27 protein-coding genes are annotated in these 23,791 nt (G+C 34.6%); all 27 read right to left on the bottom strand.

The genetic code is table 11. The features are described from left to right. Positions 1-16 precede the first annotated feature (16 nt). Positions 17-454 carry a 3-hydroxyacyl-ACP dehydratase FabZ gene (fabZ, locus tag PYW31_RS03910; protein ID WP_046837795.1) on the bottom strand — a complete coding sequence of 146 codons (438 nt, stop codon included), beginning with the start codon at positions 452-454 and terminating at the stop codon, positions 17-19. 57 nt (positions 455-511) lie between these two features. After that, positions 512-1,777: a UDP-N-acetylglucosamine 1-carboxyvinyltransferase gene (gene murA, locus PYW31_RS03905; RefSeq protein WP_046837796.1), complete on the bottom strand. Its 1,266-nt coding sequence runs from the start codon at positions 1,775-1,777 to the stop codon at positions 512-514. Between the two features lie 101 nt (positions 1,778-1,878). Beyond that, positions 1,879-2,112: a DUF1146 family protein gene (locus tag PYW31_RS03900; RefSeq protein WP_046837797.1), complete on the bottom strand. Its 234-nt coding sequence runs from the start codon at positions 2,110-2,112 to the stop codon at positions 1,879-1,881. A gap of 228 nt (positions 2,113-2,340) precedes the next feature. Further along, a complete protein-coding gene (locus tag PYW31_RS03895) occupies positions 2,341-2,745 on the bottom strand; it encodes a F0F1 ATP synthase subunit epsilon (protein WP_046837798.1) in 405 nt (134 codons plus the stop codon). Between the two features lie 19 nt (positions 2,746-2,764). After that, positions 2,765-4,177, bottom strand: a complete 1,413-nt coding sequence (atpD, locus tag PYW31_RS03890; RefSeq protein WP_046837799.1) for a F0F1 ATP synthase subunit beta — start codon at positions 4,175-4,177, stop codon at positions 2,765-2,767. 21 nt (positions 4,178-4,198) lie between these two features. Next, a complete protein-coding gene (atpG, locus tag PYW31_RS03885; protein WP_046837800.1) occupies positions 4,199-5,065 on the bottom strand; it encodes an ATP synthase F1 subunit gamma in 867 nt (288 codons plus the stop codon). A 30-nt stretch (positions 5,066-5,095) separates the two neighbouring features. Then, positions 5,096-6,607 (bottom strand): F0F1 ATP synthase subunit alpha, encoded by a 1,512-nt coding sequence (gene atpA / locus PYW31_RS03880; protein ID WP_046837801.1) that lies wholly within the window; start codon positions 6,605-6,607, stop codon positions 5,096-5,098. A gap of 21 nt (positions 6,608-6,628) precedes the next feature. Beyond that, positions 6,629-7,168, bottom strand: coding sequence for a F0F1 ATP synthase subunit delta (locus PYW31_RS03875; protein ID WP_046837802.1), 540 nt, complete (start codon positions 7,166-7,168; stop codon positions 6,629-6,631). Further along, the gene (locus tag PYW31_RS03870) at positions 7,168-7,695 is read right to left on the bottom strand and encodes a F0F1 ATP synthase subunit B (protein WP_046837803.1); all 528 of its coding nucleotides are present in this window, start codon (positions 7,693-7,695) and stop codon (positions 7,168-7,170) included. The genes PYW31_RS03875 and PYW31_RS03870 overlap by 1 nt, the downstream gene beginning before the upstream one ends. A 98-nt stretch (positions 7,696-7,793) precedes the next feature. Continuing rightward, positions 7,794-8,006 (bottom strand): F0F1 ATP synthase subunit C, encoded by a 213-nt coding sequence (gene atpE / locus PYW31_RS03865; RefSeq protein ID WP_002510315.1) that lies wholly within the window; start codon positions 8,004-8,006, stop codon positions 7,794-7,796. Between the two features lie 41 nt (positions 8,007-8,047). Continuing rightward, the gene (atpB, locus tag PYW31_RS03860; protein ID WP_046837804.1) at positions 8,048-8,770 is read right to left on the bottom strand and encodes a F0F1 ATP synthase subunit A; all 723 of its coding nucleotides are present in this window, start codon (positions 8,768-8,770) and stop codon (positions 8,048-8,050) included. Positions 8,771-8,799: 29 nt separating this feature from the next. Continuing rightward, a complete protein-coding gene (locus tag PYW31_RS03855; RefSeq protein ID WP_046837805.1) occupies positions 8,800-9,150 on the bottom strand; it encodes an ATP synthase subunit I in 351 nt (116 codons plus the stop codon). A gap of 155 nt (positions 9,151-9,305) precedes the next feature. After that, positions 9,306-10,436, bottom strand: a complete 1,131-nt coding sequence (gene wecB, locus PYW31_RS03850; RefSeq protein WP_046837806.1) for a non-hydrolyzing UDP-N-acetylglucosamine 2-epimerase — start codon at positions 10,434-10,436, stop codon at positions 9,306-9,308. A 22-nt stretch (positions 10,437-10,458) separates the two neighbouring features. Further along, positions 10,459-11,088, bottom strand: a complete 630-nt coding sequence (gene upp / locus PYW31_RS03845) for a uracil phosphoribosyltransferase (RefSeq protein ID WP_046837807.1) — start codon at positions 11,086-11,088, stop codon at positions 10,459-10,461. A gap of 18 nt (positions 11,089-11,106) precedes the next feature. Further along, a complete protein-coding gene (glyA, locus tag PYW31_RS03840) occupies positions 11,107-12,345 on the bottom strand; it encodes a serine hydroxymethyltransferase (protein ID WP_046837808.1) in 1,239 nt (412 codons plus the stop codon). Between the two features lie 23 nt (positions 12,346-12,368). Next, a complete protein-coding gene (locus PYW31_RS03835; RefSeq protein ID WP_046837809.1) occupies positions 12,369-12,893 on the bottom strand; it encodes a TIGR01440 family protein in 525 nt (174 codons plus the stop codon). Between the two features lie 147 nt (positions 12,894-13,040). Further along, positions 13,041-13,463 carry a low molecular weight protein arginine phosphatase gene (locus tag PYW31_RS03830; protein ID WP_046837810.1) on the bottom strand — a complete coding sequence of 141 codons (423 nt, stop codon included), beginning with the start codon at positions 13,461-13,463 and terminating at the stop codon, positions 13,041-13,043. Further along, complete coding sequence (locus PYW31_RS03825; RefSeq protein ID WP_046837811.1) at positions 13,460-14,506, bottom strand: L-threonylcarbamoyladenylate synthase; 1,047 nt, start codon at positions 14,504-14,506, stop codon at positions 13,460-13,462. The genes PYW31_RS03830 and PYW31_RS03825 overlap by 4 nt, the downstream gene beginning before the upstream one ends. Positions 14,507-14,599: 93 nt before the next feature. Further along, a complete protein-coding gene (gene prmC, locus PYW31_RS03820) occupies positions 14,600-15,436 on the bottom strand; it encodes a peptide chain release factor N(5)-glutamine methyltransferase (protein WP_046837812.1) in 837 nt (278 codons plus the stop codon). After that, positions 15,423-16,499: a peptide chain release factor 1 gene (prfA, locus tag PYW31_RS03815; protein ID WP_046837813.1), complete on the bottom strand. Its 1,077-nt coding sequence runs from the start codon at positions 16,497-16,499 to the stop codon at positions 15,423-15,425. Before prfA ends, prmC begins: the two co-directional genes overlap by 14 nt. Then, positions 16,499-17,098, bottom strand: a complete 600-nt coding sequence (locus PYW31_RS03810; RefSeq protein WP_046837814.1) for a thymidine kinase — start codon at positions 17,096-17,098, stop codon at positions 16,499-16,501. Before PYW31_RS03810 ends, prfA begins: the two co-directional genes overlap by 1 nt. A gap of 206 nt (positions 17,099-17,304) precedes the next feature. After that, entirely contained in the window at positions 17,305-17,562 is a 258-nt protein-coding gene (locus PYW31_RS03805; protein ID WP_046837815.1) for a type B 50S ribosomal protein L31, read from the bottom strand. 146 nt (positions 17,563-17,708) lie between these two features. Continuing rightward, positions 17,709-19,025: a transcription termination factor Rho gene (gene rho / locus PYW31_RS03800; protein ID WP_046837816.1), complete on the bottom strand. Its 1,317-nt coding sequence runs from the start codon at positions 19,023-19,025 to the stop codon at positions 17,709-17,711. Between the two features lie 163 nt (positions 19,026-19,188). Beyond that, entirely contained in the window at positions 19,189-20,616 is a 1,428-nt protein-coding gene (locus PYW31_RS03795; protein WP_046837817.1) for an aldehyde dehydrogenase family protein, read from the bottom strand. Positions 20,617-20,924: 308 nt separating this feature from the next. Continuing rightward, on the bottom strand, positions 20,925-21,248 hold the full coding sequence (locus PYW31_RS03790) for a winged helix-turn-helix transcriptional regulator (protein ID WP_046837818.1): 324 nt from the start codon (positions 21,246-21,248) through the stop codon (positions 20,925-20,927). An 89-nt stretch (positions 21,249-21,337) separates the two neighbouring features. Beyond that, on the bottom strand, positions 21,338-22,597 hold the full coding sequence (locus PYW31_RS03785; protein ID WP_046837819.1) for a UDP-N-acetylglucosamine 1-carboxyvinyltransferase: 1,260 nt from the start codon (positions 22,595-22,597) through the stop codon (positions 21,338-21,340). 333 nt (positions 22,598-22,930) lie between these two features. Continuing rightward, on the bottom strand, positions 22,931-23,791 hold the full coding sequence (gene fdaB, locus PYW31_RS03780) for a class IIb fructose-bisphosphate aldolase FdaB (RefSeq protein WP_046837820.1): 861 nt from the start codon (positions 23,789-23,791) through the stop codon (positions 22,931-22,933).

The raw sequence follows: 23,791 nt of genomic DNA, 5'->3' as shown, positions 1-23,791 counted from the left end.
AAGGCTTTTTTATTTATTATTTATCTTGCAACGCAAACGTTAGCTCACAACTACAAGCAAGTTGACCATCTACAGTAGCTTTCGCATTACCTTTACCGATAGGCCCTCTCATCTTAGTAATCTCAACTTCTAATACCAATGTATCTCCAGGTGTTACCTGTCTCTTGAATCTACATTTATCGATGCCTGCAAACAATGCAAGTTTTCCTTTATTGGCGTCATCATTTAACATAGCTACTGCACCAGTTTGTGCCAAAGCTTCAGTAATAAGAACACCAGGCATTACTGCATATTCAGGGAAGTGGCCTTGGAAAAACGGTTCATTACCAGATACCTGTTTAATTGCTACACAACGTTTACCTTCTTCATATTCAACAACTCTATCTATTAATAGAAATGGCTGTCTATGTGGTATGATTTCTTTAATTTGGTTATAGTCAAAAATTGTTTCCATTTTGCTTCCTCCAACTCTTTATCCTCTGATGATTAATATTTAAATACTAACACAGTATTAGTCTTGAGTACGTTTAATATCTGCACCTAAAGCTTTTAATTTGCCATGTAAGTCCACATATCCTCTGTCTAAATGTATGAGTTCAGTTACTTGAGTCGTTCCATCAGCTACTAGACCAGCTAATATTAATGCCGCAGCTGCACGTAAATCTGTTGCTTTGACTTGAGCACCTTGAAGTTCACTTTTTCCTTCTATCTTAGCGCTTCTGCCTTCTACTGTTATTTGAGCATTCATACGTTGGAATTCAGCAACATGCATGAATCTATTTTCAAATACCGTTTCAGTTACAACTTTGTGACCATCTGCAGTTAATAATAATGCCATCATTTGAGACTGCATATCTGTCGGAAAACCAGGATGTGGCAATGTTTTAATATCCACTGGTTTTAGTGGACCATCTACACTAACTCGAATCGAGTCACCTTGATATTCTAAATTAACACCCATCTCTTCTAGTTTATACACTAGGCTTGTCATATGCTCTTTAATGGCACCATGAACCACGATATCTCCACGTGTGATAGCACCAGCGATAAGTAATGTACCTGCTTCAATTCTGTCAGGAATGATTGAATGTTCAACACCGTGTAACTTTTCAACACCATGAATTGTAATAGTATCAGTACCTGCACCTACTACATTACCACCCATTTCATTAATATAATTCGCTAAATCAACAATTTCAGGTTCACGTGCTACATTTTCTAAGACTGTTTTACCTTCAGCTAAAGAAGCAGCCATTATAATATTTTGCGTAGCTCCTACACTTGGAAAATCTAAATGAATTGTTGTTCCTTTCAAACCATCTTTGGTGCTAGCATAAATAAATCCGCCATCCATATGGATGTCTGCCCCTAGCTCTTCAAACCCTTTAATATGTTGTTCGATAGGTCTTGAACCAATAGCACAGCCACCTGGAAGTGCTACTTTTGCATGGCCAAGACGGGCTAGAAGTGGTCCCATAACTAAAATACTTGCTCTCATTTTACTCACGTATTCATATGGTGCTTCTTCATTTAATTGTTTTGTAGCATCAACAGTTACTAATTCTGCTTCTTTATCATAAGAAACATCAGCGTTTAACGTCGATATCACATTGTTTATTGTTTCGACATCACTTAGTGCCGGTACATTCTTAAGTTTACTCACACCTTCAGATGCTAAAAGTGAAGCAGTTAGTACGGGTAAAACAGCATTTTTTGCGCCTGACACCTTAACTTCGCCTGTTAATCTATTTCCACCATTAATTTCTATCTTATCCATCTTAAATCCTCCACTTAACTACTTTTAAAATTACGTTTTTTAATTTCTTGTTACTTCCAAATCATTATATCTATATTCTCAAAAAAGATACAGTAATTGAATTATTGCGCCAAATATTTTATTTGAGTTGAAAATTGTAATAAATCAACAATAAAGTTGCTAACAGCTGTTCCTAATAAAATCGCTACAAATATCATACATATTTGTACTTGCAGAGGATATCCCTTTTTAAAAAATTGATCTAATCTCACAGCATTAAGTGCCCAATAAGCAAGACAAATACAAATAACATGCAATATGAGATGAACAATTGAAAATTGTCCCATATATTCCATAAGTCCTGCACCTCGCTATTCACTAATTATTTATTTTACATGAAATATGACCCAAAAGATACTGAAGCCCCAAATTATATGGCATGCTCTATTATACTTTATTATAAGATATTTTTCCCATTATCCTGTGCTTTATTCATCAATTACTAAAAAATAATATTTCAAATTATTAAGAGGAGACATAAAAAAATTGAAGCTCCTATTTTAAGGAACTTCAATTTTTTAAGTCTATTGTAAGTTAGCAACACGAATACGGTTATTTGCACGTTCTAATGCACGTTTGGCTCTATTAATGTCACTATCATCTTCATCATTATTCAAATGAGATTCTGCTCTAGATTTAGCTAATTCTGCTCTAGCCACATCTATTTCTTCAGCAGGTTCTGCAGTTTGTACAATAATGGATAACTTATCTTGTCTAACCTCAACAAAACCTTCACTCACTGCAATATATTCTGAACCGCCGTCAAAATTAATTTTGGCATAGCCAATTTCAAGCGCTGCAACTGTAGGAATATGTCCATACATGACACCAATGTCTCCAGCAGTAGTTTGTAATACTGCAAGATTAACATCATCTCGGTCGTAAACAGAACCATTAGGAGTGACAATATTTAGGCTTAATGTGTTCATTATCCATACCTCCTAATTTTTAAACTTCAACACCCATATCTTTAGCTTTTGCAATTACGTCATCCATACCACCAACAAGTCTGAATGCATCTTCAGGGATATGATCGTATTTACCTTCTAAGATTGCTTTGAAGTCTTCTACAGTTTTCTTAACTGGTACATATGAACCTTTTTGACCAGTAAATTGTTCAGCTACGTGGAAGTTTTGAGATAAGAAGAACTGAATACGACGCGCACGTTCAACAGTTTGCTTGTCTTCTTCAGATAATTCATCCATACCTAATATAGCGATGATATCTTGTAATTCTCTATACTTCTGTAATGTAGATTGTACGTTACGTGCAATTTCATAGTGCTCTTGTCCAACAATAGTTGGTTCAAGCGCTCTTGATGTTGATGCTAATGGATCAACAGCTGGATAAATACCCATTTCTGTCAATTTACGCTCTAAGTTTGTTGTAGCATCTAAATGCGCAAATGCCGTCGCTGGTGCTGGGTCTGTATAGTCATCCGCAGGTACGAAAACTGCTTGAATAGAAGTTACCGATCCTTTGTTTGTTGATGTAATACGTTCTTGTAATTGACCCATTTCCGTTGCTAATGTTGGTTGATAACCAACCGCAGAAGGCATACGACCTAACAATGCTGATACTTCAGAACCAGCTTGCGTGAATCTGAAGATATTATCAATAAATAGTAAAACATCTTTTCCTTCTTCATCACGGAAGTATTCTGCCATAGTTAAGCCAGATAAAGCTACACGCATACGTGCACCAGGTGGCTCATTCATTTGACCAAATACCATTGCTGTTTTCTTAATAACACCACTTTCACTCATTTCAAAGTACAAGTCGTTACCCTCACGTGTACGTTCACCTACACCAGCAAATACTGATATACCACCATGCTCTTGAGCAATGTTATTAATTAATTCTTGGATTAAAACTGTTTTACCAACACCGGCACCACCGAATAATCCGATTTTACCACCTTTAATATAAGGTGCGAGTAAATCAACAACTTTAATTCCTGTTTCTAAAATTTCAACTTTTGTAGATAATTGATCAAATGCAGGCGCTTCTCTGTGAATTGGATCACGGCGAGCTGAATCATCAATTTTTTCATCTAAATCAATCGTTTCGCCTAATACGTTGAACACTCTACCTAAAGTAGCATCTCCAACTGGAACACTAATACTTTGACCACTGTCTCTTACTTCCGTACCACGTTTTACACCATCAGTCGAATCCATAGCTATCGTACGGACTACGTCATCACCAAGTTGTAACGCTACTTCTAATGTTAAAGCAATAGTTTCATTATCTTTTTCAACATTAAGTACTAAGGCATTGTTAATTTCTGGAACTTCATTGTGTTCAAAACGAACATCAATTACTGGACCCATAACTTGTGTTACACGGCCTAATCCCATGCTGTTTTCCTCCTTTAATAGTTATTCAAGTGCAGCCGAACCGCCAACAATTTCTGTGATTTGTTGTGTGATTGCTGCTTGTCTAGCTCTATTATATTCTAATGATAAATCATCAATAAGTTCTGTCGCATTGTCAGATGCATTTTTCATTGCAGTCATTCGTGTTGCATGTTCACTCGCTTTTGCATCTAGAATTGTACCGTATATTAAGCTTTCTACATATTGCGGTAGAATAACGCTTAATATCGATTCCTTATCTGGTTCAAATTCATAAGAAGACATTTGGCCATGTCCTAAACTTGAATCTTCTGGAGATAATGGAAGTACAGTTTTCATTGACGGCTTATGTTCTAATACACTTACGAAATGACTGAAATAGATTTTTACTTCATCTACATCTTCATCACTGTATAAATCAATTGCTTTTTTAGCAATTGCTTGTACTTCTTTAAATGAAGGTTGATCAGGAACTTCTGTTAATGATTCACGAATTTCATAACCTTTGTTTTTAAGGAAATCAACACCTGTTTGTCCTAATACTAAGATAGTGTATTCATCTTTACTTGCATGCTTACTTTCTATATCTTTTATTAGGTGTTTTAATACATTTGCATTATACGCTCCTGCTAATCCCTTATCACTAGTAATAACCAGATAGCCACTCTTCTTCACTTCACGTTGTTTTAACATTGGGTGGTGTGAATTTTTATCTGCACCAGCAACAGCAGTTATTGCATCTTGCATTTTTTCCATATAAGGTCTAAATTGCTTAGTATTTTTTTCAGCACGACGCAATTTGGAACTAGATACCATGTTCATTGCTTTCGTGATTTGTTTCATTTTTTGGGTTGATTTTATACGTGTATCAATCTCTTTTAGAGATGCCATTATCTCACCACCTTTTATTTACTTTAACGATTATGCTTCTGTTCTACTAAAACTTTTTTTGAATTCAGTAATAGCTTTTTCAAATGCATCGTCATTCGGTAATCCACCTGAAGTTTTAATTTCTTCTAATAACTCTGAAGCATTAGATTTAGCCCATTGATTTAATTCATCTTCAAAACGAGTAATATCTACAACAGGAATATCATCTAAATAACCTTTAGTTAAAGCATAGATAATTAATACTTGGTTTTCTACAGGTAGTGGTTTGTTTTGATCTTGTTTTAACACTTCAACCGTACGTTTACCACGTTCTAATTTTTGAGCTGTAAATTCATCTAAATCAGAACCAAATTGAGCAAATGATTCTAACTCACGGTAAGACGCTAAGTCTAAACGTAACGTACCCGCAACTTTTTTCATTGCTTTAATTTGTGCAGAACCACCTACACGTGATACTGATTGTCCAGCATTGATTGCTGGTCTAACACCAGAGAAGAACAAGTCTGATTGTAAGAAGATTTGTCCATCAGTAATAGAAATTACGTTTGTAGGGACATATGACGAAATATCTCCTGCCTGTGTTTCAATAATTGGTAATGCAGTAATTGAACCGCCACCAAGCTCGTCATTGAGTTTTGCAGCTCTTTCTAATAATCTACTATGTATGTAGAATACATCACCAGGATAAGCTTCACGGCCTGGAGGTCTACGTAATAATAGTGATAGTTCACGATAAGCTGATGCTTGTTTTGTTAAGTCATCATAAACAACTAACACATGCTTACCATTAAACATAAATTCTTCACCCATAGTAACACCAGCATAAGGTGCAATATATAACATAGGTGCTGGGTCTGCAGCTGATGCTGAAACTATAATTGTATAATCAAGTGCGCCTTCTTGGCGTAATTTTTCGACGTTTGCACGTACAGTTGAATCTTTTTGTCCGATTGCAACATAGATACAAATTGTACCTTGATCTTTTTGATTTAAGATTGTATCGATAGCGACAGTCGTTTTACCTGTTTGACGATCACCGATGATCAATTCACGTTGTCCACGTCCAATAGGTACAAGTGCATCAATCGCTTTAATACCTGTTTGTAATGGTTCGTCTACTGATTTACGGTCCATTACACCAGTTGCTTTTTTCTCAACTGGGCGTGACTTAGTAGTATTAACTGGTCCTTGACCATCAATTGGTTGACCTAATGGATTCACAACTCTTCCAATTAACTCGTCACCGACAGGAACTTCCATAATACGTCCAGTACGTTTTACTTCGTCCCCTTCTTTAATATCAGTGTAAGGTCCTAAAATAACAACACCAACATTCGATTCTTCTAAATTTTGTGCTAAACCTAGAACGCCGCTTTTAAATTCTACGAGCTCTCCAGCCATAACATCATTTAATCCGTGGATTAAAGCTATACCATCACCAATTTGTAGAACTGTGCCTACATCAGTAACAGTAGTTTCTGACTCATAATTTTCTATTTGTGAGCGAAGTAATGCACTGATTTCTTCAGCTTTAATGGCCATCTATGTCACTCCTTCAATTTTTTATTTCACTCTAATAAATTGCTTTTCTAATTGAGCAAGATCTTTTTGAATACTTGCATCCATTACTTTTGTGCCGACTTTAATTCGAACGCCACCAATAAGCTCTGGATTAATTTTATTTGTAATCATAACTTTAGTAAGATTTGTACGTGATTTAATTAGTGATTCCATGCGTGATAAATCTTCTTCAGATAATTCATACACGGATTCAACTACTGCCTCATCTTGATTATGATGTTGATTATACATAGCTACAAAAGCGATATATATATCATGAATATGTGAAAGATGACGATTATTAGCAAGTATCGTTAACATGTTTTGTAAGTATTGATTGGCATGGCCAAAAACAACAGTTACAAAACGACGACGTTGCTGAACATCTTTATGAGGATCTTCATCAAACGCTTTTAATTTTTTTGTCTCTGTTTGAACTGCTTCATTGATTGTTGAAAGTTCTTCGTACATTAAATCAAGATTATTATTATCTATAGCAGTGTCAAATAACGCCTTGGCATATTTTTTTGCTATGTTAGCCATTATTTATCGCCTGCCTCTTTAATGTACTTTTCAACTAATTCTTTTTGGTCTTTTTCTGAAATTTCTTTTTGTAATACTTTAGAAGCTATTAATACAGAAAGCTCAGAAACTTGATTGTTAATATCAGCAATAGCGCGTTCTTTTTGGCTGTTGATTTCATTTTGTGCAGTTTCAACCATGCCATTTGCTCTAATATTTGCTTCATGAATAATTTCTTCATGTTGTTTGCGTGCTTGAATTTTAGAGTCTTCTAAAATCTTTTGAACCTCATCTTGTGTTTCTTTTAGTGTTTGTTTGTTTTGTTCTTCTAACTTTTGTGCATTTAGCTTAGCTTGTTCGGCATCATCAATATCTTTATTAATATCGCGTTCACGTTTATCCATTACTTCTTTTAATGGACCCCATGCGAATTTTTTCAATAAAGCCAGCAGGACTAGAAATGTTACAAATGTAACAAGTGCTGTCCCCCACTGAACACCTGAAACTTCAGCTGCACCAAGTACGAACATATTTGTCGTAGCAGTCACTTACATAGACACTCCTTTCATTCATTATAATCGTAATTCTATAGATAAAAACGAATGGCGAAAGCACATAATGGCTTCGCCTTTTACGAAAAATGTAATTACATGAACATTACGATGAATGAAATTACAAGACCAAGGATAGGTAATGCTTCAACTAAACCAATACCGATAAACATAATTGACATTAACTGTCCACGTGCTTCTGGTTGACGAGCGACACCTTCTACTGTTCTTGAAACGATAAGACCATTACCAATACCTGCTCCTAGTGCTGATAAACCGATTGCGATTGCTGCTGCGATTAAATTCATTTATTAAATCCTCCTAATTTTCTCTTTTAATTTTTTTATTTTTAATGGCTGTCCTGAACTTTATGGGACATATACACCATTGATAACATTATGAATATATAAGCCTGTATTGCGCCAATAAATATTGAGAATGCTTGCCAAATAACTAAACCTGGCAACCCTATAATCCAACCCCATGCTGGGAAGTTAAATATTAAACCAGCTAATAAGCCTAGTAATAGCTCACCTGCAAAAATGTTACCGTATAAACGTAACCCTAACGTTAGGGTTGAAGTAAACTCTTCAAACACGTTAATCGGCATAAGGAATATAGGTTTTGTATAATTTCCAAAGTATTTCTTGGTGCTTTTCATCTTAAGTCCATAAAAATGTGTTAACAATATTATTAATGTAGACAATGTTAGCGTTACTGTTGCATCAGCAGTTGGTGATTTCCACCACAAGGTATGTCCTGAAACAATAGAGAACGGTAAACCAATCATATTACTAACAAATAGAAACAGTATCAATGTCACTGCAAGGAAGTGGAATTGTCCACCTTTTGACCATGCCAAATTACTTTCTATAATGCCTCTAACAAAGTCAAATACCCATTCTATAAAGTTCTGTTTACCAGTTGGACGTTTCTTGAGGTTTCGTGTGCATATAATAGCTATGATAAAAACAATAACCGCTGAAATAATCAACATCATAATAGACGATAGATTAAACACGATGTCTATACCAAACACATTCCAACCGACTAGAGGGTGTTCATGTTGCATTCTTTCTCACCTCTTTCATTTTTAAAAATTTAGTTCTTTTGAATAAATGGTTTGAAGATAATTAAAACATATGAAATCAATAAACCAACAATTACACCAAAAATATTAATATAGTCTTTAAATAATACCCAAATGCAACAAGCTAGGATCACCGTTAAATATCTCCACACGTTGCCCGTTGAAATATGTATGTTATCCTTTTCTTTAGCTTTTGCTAAAAAATATTCAAACGTAAAGGTGTTAATAAGTGAACCTATTGTTCCAATAACAAGACCTAATATAAATGGCGAGCATGTGAAAATAAACACAATAACTAGTACAATGATACCATATAAATAGTACTGTATGTACTGATTAAAAATGATATTGAAACGTTTCATTTTTGTGCCTCGTTTCATTTTATAGTTCATTTATGAAAACCGTTCCAATCATATAGTTTTAATAATAATATAGGGTAGTTAACGTGTCAATTCTATTCAAATTGTAGTTAAAATTTTTACAAGCTTGTCACAAAATCGACACATTAAGCCCAATATTATTTGAAAGACTCCGGTTTTTCTGAAATTAAGTGGAAATAGTATTTTATATTTTCACAAATTCTTTTTGATGCTTTACCATCTCCATAAGGATTACGTGCTTCACTCATAGATTGATATACCGTCTCATCTTCTAACAATTGTTTTGTTGATTCAAATATATGTTGCTCATTTGTACCAACGATTTTCAGTGTGCCTGCATCCACGCCTTCGGGCCTTTCAGTAGCATCTCTCAATACTAAAACAGGTTTCCCCAGTGACGGCGCTTCTTCTTGTACACCACCCGAATCTGTTAATATCAGATAAGCTTGTTGAGCAAAATTATGAAAATCAACCACTTCTAACGGTTCTATCAGTTCAATACGTGCATGGTTAGACAAATATTTGTCTGCTATTTGTCTAACTTTCGGATTTTTGTGTACAGGATAAACCACTACAACATCTTCATACAATTCTACAATATCTCTAATAGCTTTAAAGATATGAGCCATAGGTTCACCTATATTCTCACGTCTATGTGCAGTTAATAAAATAATGCGTTTGTCTCTATGTTTTTCAATAATTGCTGATTGATAATTATTATGAATTGTTGTCTTCATCGCATCAATTGCAGTGTTACCTGTAACAACAATAGATTCTAAAGGTTTATTTTCTGCAATCAGATTATTTGCAGCATTATTGGTAGGAGCAAAGTTTAAATCAGCCATTACTCCTACCATTTGCCTATTCATTTCTTCAGGAAATGGAGCATATTTATCCCATGTTCTTAATCCCGCTTCCACGTGACCGATAGGAATCTGATTATATAATGCTGCTAAACTCCCAGCGAATGTTGTCATAGTATCACCATGAACAAGTATCATATCCGGTTGTTCTTTTTTGATAACATCCTCAATCCTTGTCAATATACGAGAAGTAATATCAGATAGTGACTGACCTTGTTTCATAATATTCAAATCATAGTCTGGTTCTATATGAAAGCTGGTTAGTACAGAATCTAACATTTCTCTATGCTGTGCAGTAACCACAACTACAGGTTCTAGTTCAGCATCATTTTGCAATTCTAATACTAGAGGTGCCATTTTCACTGCTTCAGGACGTGTCCCAAAGACAGTCATTATTTTTTTCATTTTACTCCACTCCTGGACGAAACTATTTTGTTCCGAATAAACGGTCTCCTGCATCACCTAGCCCTGGTGTAATATAAGCATGATCATCTAATTTTTCATCTAATGCTGCGATGAAAATATCGACATCTTCATGTGCTTCTTGTAGTTTTTCTACACCTTCAGGCGCTGCGATTAAGCACATAAAACGAATGTTTTTCGCGCCACGTTTCTTCAAAGAATTAATAGCTTCAATAGCTGATGCACCTGTTGCTAACATAGGGTCCACGACTACGATTTCTCTTTCTTCAATATCTTGTGGTAATTTCACAAAATATTCTACCGCTTCAAGTGTTTCTGGATCTCTATATAAACCAACGTGACCAATTCTAGCTGCCGGTACTAAATTAAGTATGCCTTGTGTCATACCTAAACCTGCTCTAAGAATCGGTACAAACGCTAATTTTTTACCAGTTAAACGTTTAGCTATCATTTTAGTCACAGGTGTTTCAACTTCAACGTCTTGTAATTCTAAATCTCTCGTTACTTCGTATGCCATAAGCATACCCACTTCATCTACTAACTCTCTGAATTCTTTTGTCCCAGTATGTACATCACGAATATAACTTAATTTGTGTTGAATTAGCGGGTGATCAAAAACATGTACTTTGCCCATAATTTACTTCCTCCAATTTTAATTATATAAAGGATGTTTTGTAGTTAGAGCTTTAACTCTTTCTTTTCCTTCTTCTAATGCTTTTTCATCCTCAGGATTTTTTAATACTAAGCTGATTATTTTTGCAACTTCTTCAAAAGCAGCTTCATCAAATCCACGTGTTGTTGCAGCAGGTGTACCTAAACGAACACCACTTGTTACGAATGGTTTTTCTTGGTCAAAAGGAATTGTATTTTTATTACATGTAATGCCGATAGCGTCTAATGCTTCTTCAGCTGCTTTACCTGTAATGCCAACAGAATCTTTAACGTTTAAAGCAACTAAATGATTATCGGTACCGCCTGATACAACTTTGAAACCTTCACTTATAAGTGTTTCAGCTAGCGTTTTAGCATTTTTAACTACTTGTTGTTGGTATACTTTAAAGTCATCTTGTAGCGCTTCACCAAATGCTACTGCTTTAGCAGCGATAACATGCTCTAAAGGTCCGCCTTGAATACCAGGGAAAATTGTTTTATCAATTTGTTTTTTGTATTCTTCTTTACATAAAATCATTCCACCACGAGGTCCGCGTAATGTTTTATGTGTAGTTGTAGTTACAAAGTCTGCGTATTCTACAGGATTTGGATGTAAACCAACAGCAACTAAACCAGCGATGTGTGCCATATCTACCATTAATTTTGCGCCTACTTCATCTGCAATTTCTCTGAATTTTTTGAAATCAATAGTTCTAGAGTAAGCTGAAGCACCTGCGACAATTAATTTAGGTTGACTTTCTTTAGCAACTTTTAATACTTCATCATAATCGATTTGTTCATTTTCTTTGTCTACACCATACTCAACAAAATTGTAGAATTGGCCACTAAAGTTTACAGGGGCACCGTGTGTTAAGTGGCCTCCATGACTTAAGTTCATTCCTAATACAGTATCACCGTGTTCTAATGCTACGAGATAAACAGCCATATTTGCCTGAGAACCAGAGTGTGGTTGGACATTGACATGTTCAGCACCAAATAATTTTTTGGCACGTTCGATTGCTAAAGTTTCAGATACATCCACATATTCACAACCGCCATAGTATCTTCTGTTTGGATAACCTTCAGCATATTTGTTTGTTAATACTGAACCTTGCGCTTCCATAACTGCTTCTGAAACAAAGTTTTCTGAAGCAATAAGCTCGATATTGTTGTTTTGACGGTTGAATTCATTTTGAATCACTTCATATATTTCTTTATCTTGCTCTTGAATAAATGACATTGGGTAATTTCCTCGTTTCTGTATTAGATATATTTTGCTCTTTCGCCACCAATTTTCTTAGGTCTTGAAGAAGCGATTGTTACAATTGCTTCACCAATTTGCTTAACACTTGTACGTTCTGGAATCGCTACATGCTGTATATGCATCCCAATTAAAGTTTGACCTATATCAATACCTCTTGGAACTGATATGTGTTCAACTACGATTGGATCTTGCATATGACGATAGGCATATGTTGATAAGCTACCACCTGCATGAACATCAGGTATTACTGTCACTTCTTCCATCGTAAGTGGGTTGAAATTAGACCTTTCAATGGTTATTGCTCTATTAATATGTTCGCAGCCTTGAAACACAAAAGATGTACCTGTTTCATGTTCAACTTCTTTAAGTGCTTCAAAAATTTCTTGTGCTACTTCCATTGATCCAACACTGCCTATACGTTGACCAATAACTTCTGAAGTAGAACAACCAATTACGCATAATTCATTAGCTTTAAAGAATGATTTTGACTTTAACTCATTTAGCAATAACTTCAAATCTTCCATTCTCCCACCCCATTTAAAACATTGATTTTAAAAGTATATATATACCTAGATGTGATGAAACATACAAAAAATAACCGATAGCAAATTTGCTACACGTCATTATTATAACGTATTTAGTTACTCACTTATACCAATTTCACAAATTTATTACTTTAATATTTTATTTTTTAAACGTTCTATCAGTATAGTCAATTCGTCATAAATTTTAAGGTAGTCTGCTTCATTCCCGCCATATGGGTCAAAGACTTCTCCATTTTGCTGAACGTATTCATTTAAAGTAAACACTTTTTCAGTATCAACATAATTTTGTTGAATTGCTGCTTTATGTGCTCGCGACATCGTCAATATTAAATCGGCATTCAAATCTGTTTCGTTAAATACCTTTGCATGAGATGGGTTAGGCAACTTGTTTTCATTTAATATATTCAATGTGTGTTGTGAAGTCGATGCTCCCTCTATTGCAAAAATACCACGTGATTCAATTGTGATTGATGGCATTTTAGCTTTAGCTATACTTTCTGCCATAGGACTTCTACAAGTATTACCTGTACAAACAAAAATTATTCTCATAGCTGCTCTCCTTTTATGATTGATTGATTTGTAGCTTTCATCATTCTATTCATAATTGCTGTTGTACTATCGTTGATTTGAAAACCATAAATATATGCATTTTCAATTGTCGTTTCTTCATCGATTTGATGCAATATAGGATATAGGTTATGATTAGCACCTTTAATATCATCCTCAGTTTCACATAAAGGTATGAAAATAGCTGTTTTAGGTACAATATTTCGTTTACTTTTAGGCAAAATAAAAGCAGTATGACTCCAGTCTTTATTTGAGATAGGAGTGTCACCATTTAATTCTTCAACAATCTGTATCGGCGTATCCGGGGCATAATGCTTATATTTCATACCCGGGGCTATAGGTTGTTCTATATTTAAAGTTGTTTCTGTAGCAATACTATTTGGGATAATACTTTCAATCATTGTCTTTGTAATTGAACCAGGTCTAGCTATCCTAAATGGAAATTGTGTACAGTCTAATACGGTACTTTCTAACCCTTCTTCACTTTGATCACCATGAATAATGCCATCTATACGTCCAGCTAAATCATTAAACACGTGATCAAAAGTTGTCGGTGAGGGTCTACCACTTAAATTTGCACTAGGTGCAGCTATTGGCATATCTACATATCTTAATATTTCTCTTCCAATTGGATGGCTTGGCATTCTCACTGCTATCGATGCAAGACCTCCACTTACACGTTTACATAAGTACCCTTCTTTCAAAGGTAAGATAAAGGAAATTGGCCCTGGCCAAAAATGTTTCATCAATAATTTGATATCCTCTGTTAACCCAGTAGTAAAGGCTTTTAAATCATTTATATCATATATGTGTACAATCAATGGGTTATCTGACGGTCTTCCTTTTGCCTCAAAAATCTTTTTAACCGCTTCATCATTTCTAGCATCGGCGCCTAATCCATATACTGTCTCTGTAGGCAAGGCAATTAATCCACCTTGTTCAAATATATCTTTTATTTCATTAATATAAGGATAATCGCTCAGTTGATTTTTATAATCACGTACATCCCATATCTTCGTTTCCATCCAAACACATCCTTTCATTACATTATTAATTTTAAAACAAAATAAGAAGTTATGCACTTACATGACTAATCATGTCTAGTACATAACTTCCTATCACCACTCAAAGGAAATGATTCTATCATTTCCATTAATGTCTTTTATAATATGAACATCTAATAACGGATATTTAGCATTAATTTTTTGTTTTAACGTTGGACCTTGTTTAAACCCGATTTCAAATACTACTTTAGCTTGAGGTAATAATATTTCTGGTAACTGCTCCAATATCTTTTCGTATATTTTATACCCTTTATCCTCTGCAAAAAGCGCATTATGCGGTTCATATTTTAAAACAGTGTCATCCATGAGCGTTGCCTCATCATCGTCTATATAAGGAGGATTGGAAATAAGCCCATTCACTTTTATACCTTGAGTGATTAATGGTTCCAATGTATCACCTTGTAGAAATTGGACATCTACCTGATGTAATTGTGCATTTTCTTTTGCAATCATCAATGGTTCACTATATAGATCCGTGGCATACACTTCTAATGTTTCATCCATCATTTTTAGCGTGACCGGAATATTGCCACTCCCAGTTCCTATATCAACCACGCAATCACCATGATTTAATTGTTTAAAGAAATGAAGCATAACTTCTTCAGTTTCTGGTCGTGGTATCAAACAATGTTGACTCACTTTAAAGGTTTCTCCGTAAAACGATTGGAATCCTACAATATATTGAATAGGTTCTCCCGTTAACATTCGTTCTTTAGCGGTATTAAAAAGCAACAAATGTTCATTGGGAACATCATCATTAAGATGCGTGATAAAGTCTGATTTACTCCAACGAAACAAATCTAACATTAACCACTCGGCACGACTAGGTTCAAAACCTATCTCAACACACTTGGCTTTTGCTTCATCAAGCACAGCTTTATAATTCACCATTATTAAGCTCTTTCAATTTGTCAGTTTGTTCTGCTACTGTTAATGCATCTATAACTTCGTCCAATTTCCCTTCCATAATTTGATCTAACTTTTGCAGTGTTAAACCAATGCGGTGGTCAGTCACACGACTTTGAGGATAATTGTATGTTCTAATACGTTCTGAACGATCACCTGAACCAACAGCTGATTTACGTTGAGCAGCATATTTTTGTTGCTCTTCTTGTAATTTCATATCAAATAAGCGCGCTTTTAATACTTTCATCGCTTTTTCACGGTTTTGTATTTGAGATTTTTCTGAAGAGGTTGCAATGATGCCTGTTGGAATATGTGTAATACGCACAGCTGAATCTGTAGTATTGACATGTTGACCACCCGCACCACTAGAACGGTACGTATCGATTTTAATATCTTCGTTGCGAACTTCTATTTCAACATCTTCTACTTCTGGTAATACTGCCACCGTTGCAGTTGAAGTATGGATACGTCCACCTGATTCTGTCTCTGGAACACGTTGTACACGATGCGCACCATTTTCATATTTTAATTTACTAAATGCACCTGTACCTGAAACTGAGAAACTGATTTCTTTATAACCACCATGGTCACTTTCAGCTGCTTCAACAATTTCAGTTTTATAATTTTGAATTTCAGCATACTTAGAATACATTCTATATAAGTCACCCGCAAAAATTGCTGCTTCGTCTCCACCAGCAGCAGCACGAATTTCAACAATTACGTTTTTATCGTCATTTGGGTCTTTAGGAATCAATAATAATTTAAGTGATTCTTCAAGTTCAGGTATTCTGCTGTTTAGAGATTGACTCTCTTCTTTTAACATTTCGATTTCTTCTTTGTCTTTTGTTTCTTTTAACATTTCTTCTACATCTGCAACGTCTTCTTTTACTTGTTTATATTCACGATAAACCTCAACAGTTTTTTGTAAATCTGCTTGTTCTTTTGAATATTTACGTAAGTTATTAGGATCGTTTACAACTTCTGGATCACTCAATAATTCATTTAATTGTTCGTATCTTTCTTCTACAATATCTAATTGATCAAACACTACATTTCCTCCTTCATATGATCACTTGGTGCAACGATGTGATGGGCCCTACATCTCGGTTCATAACTTTCATTTGCTCCAACTAATATAACTGGATCATCTATTTTTGCTGGGTTTCCATCAATTAATCTTTGTGTGCGACTTGAAGAAGCACCACAAACAGCACAAACTGCTTGCAGTTTCGTAACTGCTTCACTCACAGCCAATAGTTTAGGGATTGGTTCAAAGGGTTGACCTCTAAAGTCCATATCTAATCCTGCTGTAATGACTCTATGACCTTTTGCAGCTAATTGTTCAACAATTTTTACTACGCCTTCTTCAAAAAATTGCACTTCATCTATACCTATGACATCAACTTCTGTCAAATCGTGTTTTAGTATCTCGGCTGCTGTTGAAATATTGATTGCTTCAATAGCATTACCATTGTGAGAAACAATCTTATCTTTATGATAGCGGTCATCTATAGCCGGTTTAAATACAACTACTTTTTGCTTAGCATAAAGGCCTCTTCTTAATCGACGAATTAATTCTTCAGATTTACCACTAAACATACTTCCAGTAATACATTCAATCCATCCGGAATGATAAGTTTCATACATCATGCGTTCCACCTTTTTTCAAAACATAATCGATTCATTATATCATATTTTATGAAATGAAATATGCTATTTTTCTAAGATATTTTGTTATTTTATGTATCAGAACGGTTGAAACCCGTTCTTAATTTCATCGTATTTCACACTATCAAATACGTGATAATACAAAAAAAGCACTCTCATTATATGAGAATGCTTTTTCGCAACAATTATTCGTTGCTTGATTTGTAACCAAATTTTTTGTTGAAACGTTCCACACGACCATCCGCAGCAGCGAATTTTTGGCGTCCTGTGTAAAATGGATGTGAGTCAGATGAAATGTCTAAACGAATAACTGGGTATTCGTTGCCATCTTCCCATTCCATTGTTTCAGATGAAGATTTAGTTGAACCACTTAGGAATTTAAAATCCGTTGTTGTATCGTAAAATATAACAGTGTGGTATTCAGGATGAATATTTTGTCTCATTGTTTTCAGCTCCTTTGCCCTGAACCATCTGGAACAGAGTTTATTTGTGAGTTTTTTACCCAATACTTGATAATTATAATTGCTTTAATTATAAAACGCAACCCTTTATCCGATATTAAGTTATTATGGACTCGGTTATTTAAACTTTAAATAATTGGTTTTCCTGTCTTAGTGCTTTCTTTAGCAGCTTTTTGTAATTGTTCAAAAAATTCTTTATTGTTATCTGTACGTTTCAATTTACGTACAAATCTTTCTGTGAAGTCAAGCGAATCTGTAAACATATTACGTAATTGCCATAATGATTCTAATTCTTTAGGAGAAATCAATAATTCTTCTTTCCTTGTAGAACTACGACCAATATCAATGGCTGGAAATACACGTCGTTCCGCTAATTTACGGTCTAAGTGTAATTCCATATTACCTGTACCTTTAAACTCTTCGTATATCATGTCATCCATACGAGAACCTGTATCTACTAAGGCAGTTGCTAATATCGTCATACTGCCACCTGCTTCAATATTTCTTGCAGCGCCAAAGAACGCTTTAGGCTTGTGTAATGACGCTGGATCCAATCCACCAGATAAAGTACGGCCACTTGGTGGTATCACTAAATTATACGCACGCGCCAATCTTGTAATAGAATCCATTAAGATAATGACATCTTTCCCGACTTCAACAAGTCTCTTTGCACGCTCCAATAGTAATTCCGCCACTTTGACATGGTGTTGTGGTGGTTCATCAAACGTAGAATGTACAACTTCTGCTGATTCTACTGAACGTTCTATATCTGTAACTTCCTCTGGACGTTCTCCAACGAGTAATACAAATAATTCTGCATCTGGTTTATTGATAGCAATCGCGTTGGCAATTTCTTTTAATAAAGAAGTTTTACCTGCTTTTGGTGGTGCAACAATCAGACCACGTTGACCTAAACCTATCGGCGTTATTAGATCCATAATCCGAGTTGAATAATTTTGTTGTGTTGTTTCTAACATGATACGTTCTTCTGGATATAATGGTGTTAACGCTTGGAAGTGAGGACGCTTTTTTACTTCTTCTGCATTCTCATCATTTACAAAATCAACTTGTAATAAACCATAATATTTTTCATTATCTTTAGGCTTTCTTACTTTACCAGTAACTTTATCACCACGTTTAATTTCAAAACGTCGGATTTGACTGGCAGATATATAAATATCTTTTTCACCTTTAGAATAATTGACTGTTCTTAGGAAACCATAACCATCTTGTTGGATATCATCTAAGATACCTTCCATATAATAATTACCGTCTTTTTCCATTTGCGCTTCCATAATAGCAAGAACGAGTTCTTTTTTATTAAGTTTACTATAATTTATTAATTTAAGAGATTTTGCTTTTTGAGTGAGATCTTTTGTAGTGTAATTTTTGTACAATTCGTGGAACGACTCATATTGAGGTGATGTTCGTACTTTGTCAGGCATTATCTTGCACCCATTTCATAAATAAGTATTTAAATAACGTTTTGCATAGCGCTATTTACTTTTCTAACTATAGCAAATTTTTTATTTAATTACAAAATGTATTTTACTTACTAAATATCAAAAAAAGCAAGACAGATAGACTGTCTTGCTTTCAAACAACTGATTATTTATAATAACCAGCAATTGATTTTACTTCTAAGAATTCTTCAATACCATAGTCGCCCCATTCACGTCCAATACCTGATTGTTTATAACCACCAAATGGTAGATCTGGTTTACGTCCAGCATTATTAATTTCAACTGTTCCAGCTTCAATTGAACGTGCTACTTTTTGTAAGTTAGCTGTATCTTTACCATATACATATCCAGCTAAACCATATTTTGTATCATTAGCAATTTCAATTGCTTCATCTAAATCATTATATGTGATAATAGACATGACAGGACCAAAAATTTCTTCTTGTGCAATTGTCATTTTGTTATCGACGTTATTAAATACTGTCGGACGTGCAAAATATCCTTCGTTGATTCCTTCAGGTTTACCAGGTCCACCGAATAGTAATTCAGCACCTTCTTCAATACCTTTATCGATATATGATTGAACTTGGTCAAATTGTTTTTTATTAATAAGTGGTCCAACTTGAGTACCTTCTGCTCTAGGATCACCTACTTTAACTTGACTAAATTGCGCTTTAATAGCAGTTAAAAATTCTGCTTTGATACTCTCTGGCACTAATGTTCTTGTACCTGCAGTACAAACTTGTCCAGTATTGTGAATAACTTTATTCATAGCAGCACTAGCAGCACCTTCAATATCTGAATCATCTAAAATGATGAATGGTGATTTACCACCTAATTCAAGTGATACTTTTTTGAAATCTTCTGCGGCTTTTTTCATAATACTCGTACCAGTAGGACCTGAACCAGTAAATGAAACCATTCTCACTTTAGGATGTGAAGTCAATGGATTACCTACACCAATTCCGTCTCCATTCACTAAGTTGAACACACCTTTTGGCACGCCTACTTTATCAAATATTTCTGCTAAGATAATTGCAGCGAATGGTGTTTCTTCAGATGGTTTTAATACGACTGGACTACCTGCAGCAAATGCAGCAGCTAATTTTAATGAAGTTTGGTTAGTTGGGAAATTCCAAGGGGTAATTAGACCAGAAACGCCAATAGCCTCTTTCACTACTAAATCGTCGCCACGTCTTTCTTCAAACTGAAAATCATTTAATGCATCGCGCGCTGCTTCAAAATGATCTAATCCCATACGATAGTGAACTTCTTCTGAGACTGATAGCGGTGCACCCAATTCGTCCGTCATCGCTTCAATAAGGTCTTCTTTTCTATTTTTATATTCTTGAACAATTTTATCTAATAGTTCTTTTCTTTCTTGAACTGGAGTATTTCTAAATTCTAAATAAACATTTTCTGCGGCTTCTACTGCTTTGTTAACGTCTTCCTCGTTACCTTTAGCGATTGTACCTGCTACTTCTTCTGTAGCTGGATTAATCACTTCAAGCGTTTCTCCACTCGCACTTTCAACCCATTGTCCATTGATATATTGTTTATTGAAACTTCTCATTAATCATTCACTCCTTAACTTGTGTTGATACCCATATTCTAACCAAATTTTAAAATTTTTAAACAATACTGCTCACAAAAATAACATAAAACGTTTTCTTTATCATTTACTTTACGCCTTCATAGTTATTCATACGCTTTACCTAAATTATTTATATAGGAAATGCTTTAATTACTGTTGTTGATAAAAATAATGTATTTATTAAAAATTTTATAAAAAAAGACACTCACCTAGTAAATGAGTGTCCTACAAGTATTCGGACTGAATGTTATTTCTAACCTTCAGCCAATACATGTTTAAAATCAAAATTAATTGTTCTCAAGTTCAATATAATCTTGAGCCCATTTTTCCATTGGTACTAATGCTTTTGCCAAAGCATTACCTTTATCTGTAAGTTGGTATATGATATTCATTGGACTAGTAGAAACAATTTTTTTCTCTACTAATCCCCATTCACTTAAGTCTGTTAATTTTATACTAAGTGCACGTGGTGTGATTGTTTTCAAATCACGTTTCATGTCAGAAAAATGTGCTGAACTTTCTGTACACCTAGATAAATAATTAATTATAAGACCGTTCCAACTTCTCCCTACTATTTTAAAGGTTTCTTCTAGATAAGGGCAAACCTCCATGGTCATCACCTCATATCGCTTATATTCTATAATTAAAGTCACTTAAATCAAAACTTTAATTTTTTAGTATACTTATTATACCACAAAAATTAAACTTCTTCAGTCCAAATGTCTGCACCAAGTGATTTTAATGTTTCAACGATATCTGTATATCCACGATAAATATGTTTTACGTTATAAATTGTTGTTACACCTTCTGCTAATAAACCAGCAACTATAAGACATGCACCTGCACGTAAGTCACTTGCATAAACTTCAGCACCTGTAAGTTTAGATGGTTTAATTTTAGCTGTGCCGTCATCTGCTGTAATATCCGCACCCATTTGACGTAACTCATCTACATGTTTAAAACGTGCAGGATATATTGTCTCAGTTACAAAAGAAACCCCATCAGCCATAAATAATAATGGTGTAATTGGTTGTTGCAAGTCAGTAGCAAAACCTGGATAGACTAATGTTTTAATATCTACGCTTGTATAAGGTAAACTACGCTTAATTCTTGCGCTGTCTTCTCCAACTTCAATATCAACGCCTAATTCTTTTAATTTTACTATTAAAGGTTCTATATGCGTAGATATAATATTATTGACTTGAATACCATCGCCACATGCACCTGCTATACACATATACGTACCCGCTTCAATGCGATCTGGAATAACTTGATGACGTGAGCCATGCAAATGTTCCACACCATTAATCTTAATCGTACTCGTACCTGCACCTTTAATATCAGCACCCAGGCTTATTAAAAATGAAGCTACATCTACAACTTCAGGTTCTTTGGCAGCATTTTCTATCACTGTATGTCCCTCAGCACGCACAGCAGCCAACATAATATTTATCGTTGCACCAACACTCACAATATCTAAGAATATGTTAGCGCCTGTTAACTTATCTGCTTCGATTTTCATTGATGTTTCGCTAGATTCATCAATCTTTGCTCCTAAAGCTTTAAAACCTTTGATATGTTGATCAATTGGTCTAGGTCCTAATGGACAGCCTCCAGGCAAACCGATGACACATTTTTTAAACCTACCAAGCATAGCTCCCATCATATAATAAGATGCGCGTAAAGATTCAACTTTATTGTTAGGAAGCACAGCATTTTCAATTTCATTTGGATCTATTTCTAAAGTCGTTCCATCTAAATCCGTCTTAATATTTAAATCTCCTAATAAACTGACTAAAGTTTCAACGTCAGAGATTTGCGGAAGGCCTTCAATTGTTACATTATCCTCTGCTAAAATTGCAGCCGGGATAATAGCTACTGCACTATTCTTTGCTCCATGAATATTCACTTCGCCTTTAAGTGTTTGACCACCTCTAATTTTAATCACTTCTTGAGCCATTCGCTTGTTCTCCTTTACCTTTCTATCGGTATTTCTATTCCACTACAACATTAGCATTATAAATTAAATTTTTACGATTTGTAAAGTTCATCAATTTACCAAAACTTTTTCAAAATAATATTAAGTAATGTATAACATGAATAATTTTTTTCGCTACCTTTTTTATTCCCAATGTTTTACAGTCTAAATCATAATAATATGTTTTTCTTATAAAATTTATGTAAATACTTCGCATTTAATATTCTGTATTCATTACTAAATACAGTTAAATTATAACATAAAAAAATAACTATTATACAATAGTATAATAGTTATTTTATAATAGTTATTAAATTATTTTGCTTGGTTAGAAGTGCCAAACTCTTTAATTTTACCAATAACAGTTGCTTTGATTGCTTCACGTGCTGGTCCTAAATATTTACGAGGATCATACATTTCAGAATCATTGTTTAAAGCTTCACGAACAGCTTTAGCAGAAGCAATTTGGTTTTCAGTATTTACGTTGATTTTAGCTGTGCCAAATGGAATTGCTTTTTGGATATCTTTAGTTGGGATACCAGTACCACCGTGTAATACTAATGGTAAACCAGTTGAAGCACCAATTTCTTCCATTTCTTTGAAACCTAATTGTGGTTCACCTTTATAAGGTCCGTGTACTGAACCTAATGCTGGTGCTAATGTATCAATTCCTGTTCTTTCAACAAGTTCTTGACACTCTTTAGGATCTGCATAGATAACGCCTTCAGCGATTATGTCGTCTTCTTGTCCACCAACAGTACCTAACTCAGCTTCAACTGATACGCCATGTTCATGAGCATATTCTACAACTTTTGAAGTGATTTCGATATTGTCTTCAAATGATTCATGTGAAGCATCAATCATAACTGAAGTAAATCCAGCATCAATTGCTTCTTTACATTTTTCAAAGCTTGAACCGTGGTCTAAGTGAATTGCTACAGGAACTGTAATTTCTTTGTCGTGCATTAAACCTTCAACCATTTTCACTACAGTGTAGAAACCACCCATATAACGAGCAGCACCTTCAGATACACCTAAGATAACTGGAGCATTCTCTTCTTGAGAAGCTTCTAAGATCGCTTGTGTAAATTCTAAGTTATTTAAGTTGTATTGACCAACCGCATAACCATTTTCTTTTGCATCTATTAACATTTCTTTCATTGAAACTAAAGGCAT

This window comes from Staphylococcus succinus (genome assembly GCF_029024945.1).
Lineage (GTDB): Bacteria > Bacillota > Bacilli > Staphylococcales > Staphylococcaceae > Staphylococcus > Staphylococcus succinus.
The sequence above is the reverse complement of the archived record's forward strand: the minus strand, read 5'-3'. Positions and strand labels throughout refer to the sequence as shown.